This window comes from Nocardioides sp. (assembly GCF_035703625.1).
Classification (GTDB): domain Bacteria; phylum Actinomycetota; class Actinomycetes; order Propionibacteriales; family Nocardioidaceae; genus Nocardioides.
Genome location: NZ_DASSXS010000325.1, coordinates 1 through 2170, shown reverse-complemented (window position 1 = coordinate 2170; position 2170 = coordinate 1). Strand labels below are relative to the sequence as shown.

Below are 2170 nucleotides of genomic sequence, written 5' to 3'. Positions count from 1 at the left end.
CGCGCACATCGCCTGCCGCATCGCGGTGCCGATCCCCTGGCCCTGGTGCTCGTGCCCCAGCCAGGAGCCGGTCTCCCCCGTGCGCGTCACCAGGAAGTGCTCGGTGGCGACGCCTTGGGTGCTGAGGAGCTCGCCGTCCCGCCAGACCCCGAAGTTGAGATCCCACTTCTCCGGCGTGAAGTCCGCCCGGGTACGCCAGTGGTACTGCACGAGGTTCCCGGCGAGCCGGCCGGCCGGCACGTCGGTCCAGGGGTGGTAGAAGGGCATCGCCGACGGGTCGTGGATGCCGCGCTCCGCGAGGGCAGCCAGCCTGGCGAGGTCGTCGTCGACCAGGCCGCGGAGCTCCAGCGGGCCGGCCTTGATCCGCAGGCCGAGGGCGGGGAAGACCTCCGTGATGCTCATGGGGTCAGTGTGGCCGGAGAGGGACCGCCACGGCGACGGGATTTCAGGCGACCACCCGGCCGCGCAGCACGATCCGGGACGGCGACCTGAGGACCGACAGGTCGGCCAGCGGATCGCGGTCGTAGACCACGAAGTCGGCGGGGGCGCCCTCCTCGAGGGTGGCGTTCCAGCCGAGCCACTCCCGGGCCCGCCAGCTGGCCGCCCCGAGCGCCGCCTCGGCGGTGAAGCCGTAGGCGGCGAGCTCCAGCACCTCACCGGCGATCCCCCCGTGGGGCAGGACCCCCCCGGCGTCGGTGCCGGCGTAGATCGGGACGCCCGCCTCGTGGGCGGCCATGATCGTCTCCCGGCGTCGCGCGTGGAGGTCGCGCATGTGGGCGGCGTACGCCGGGAACTTCTGGCCGGCCGCGTCGGCGTACTGCGGGAAGTTGTTGAGCTGCATCACCGTGGGCACCAGCGCCGTACCGCGCTCGACCATCGCGTCGATCAGGTCGGTGGAGAGGCCGGTGCCGTGCTCGATGCAGTCGATGCCGCCCTCGATCAGGCCGGGCAGGACCGCCTCGCCGAAGCAGTGGGCGGTCACCTTGGCGCCGTGGTCGTGGGCCACCCGGATCGCCTCGGCGAAGGTCTCGGCGGGGAACGACGGCGCCAGGTCGCCGGCGTCGCGCTCGATCCAGTCGCCGACCAGCTTCACCCAGCCGTCCCCGCGTCGTGCCTCCCGGGCGACGTACGACGCCAGCTCGTCGGGCTCGACCTCGTGGGCGTAGTCGCGGATGTAGCGCTTGGTCCGCGCGAGGTGCCGTCCGGCGCGGATCAGCCGGGGCAGGTCGTCGCGGTCGTGGATCCAGGCGGTGTCGGCGGCCGACCCGCAGTCGCGCAGCAGCAGCGCACCGGCATCCCGGTCGGTCAGCGCCTGCTCCTCCTGGGTCTCCTCGTCGACGGCCCCGTGCTGGTCGAGACCGACGTGGCAGTGGGCGTCGACGAGGCCCGGCACGATCCACCCGTCGACGACGTGCTCGGCGGACGCGATCGGCTCGAAGGTCACCTGCCCGTCCACGACGTACACGTCGCGGGGCTCGCCGTCGGGCAGGACCGGTCCGCGGAACCTGAGCGCGCTCATGCCCGGCACGATAGTCAGGCCAGCTGGTCGAGCAGCCAGGACGGTCCCATGGCCCTGGCACCGACTCCCTCGACGCGCGCCCGCAGATAGCGGTCGGCCGTGACCACGGTGACCTCGCTCCCCCGCTGCGCAGCGAGCCGCGCCCGCTCCACGATCGTGGCGTCGCCGTCGCGGGGCGCGTGCACGGTCAGCACGTGACCGTCCTGCCCGGCCTTCGCTCCGCCCTTCGCGGCGCCCTCGAGCACGAGCACGATCTCGTCGTACGACGTGTCGGCGACCAGCAGCTGCTCGTGGAGCCGCCGGGCCGCTCCCGCCCTGTCCTTCCACCAGCCGTCGGGTCTCGAACCCACCACGTTGGCGGCGTCGACGACGAGGACTCGGGTCATGGCTGCTTCTCGTCTCACTGGATTCGACGCGCTCGCCCGACGGCGTGCCTCAGTCGCGTCGCTTTCTCGATCTGGCCGCCCCACGCCGTGCGCTCCCTCCGCTCGCGCTCGGCTGGGCGTCTCGTCACTTCAGGAACTTGGAGAAGTCCTTCGGCAGGTCGAGGGCGGCGGCGGCCTTCTCGTAGTCGACCTCCTCGCCCTGCGGCTGCCCGAACGGGTTGCCGGAGGACGCGGCGGCCCGTTCCTGGTCCGCCTTCTTCTGCGC

Annotated in this window: 3 protein-coding genes; all 3 read right to left on the bottom strand. The window is 72.9% G+C overall.

What is annotated here, in order from left to right; translation table 11 throughout:
* The coding region (locus VFN12_RS17130; protein WP_414690061.1) for a GNAT family N-acetyltransferase at nt 1–402 on the bottom strand (402 nt) is incomplete at its 3' end.
* 43 nt (nt 403–445) lie between these two features.
* Nucleotides 446–1519 carry an amidohydrolase family protein gene (locus VFN12_RS17125; RefSeq protein WP_325119997.1) on the bottom strand — a complete coding sequence of 358 codons (1074 nt, stop codon included), beginning with the start codon at nt 1517–1519 and terminating at the stop codon, nt 446–448.
* A 14-nt stretch (nt 1520–1533) separates the two neighbouring features.
* On the bottom strand, nt 1534–1905 hold the full coding sequence (locus VFN12_RS17120; protein ID WP_325119995.1) for a hypothetical protein: 372 nt from the start codon (nt 1903–1905) through the stop codon (nt 1534–1536).
* Nucleotides 1906–2170 lie beyond the last annotated feature (265 nt).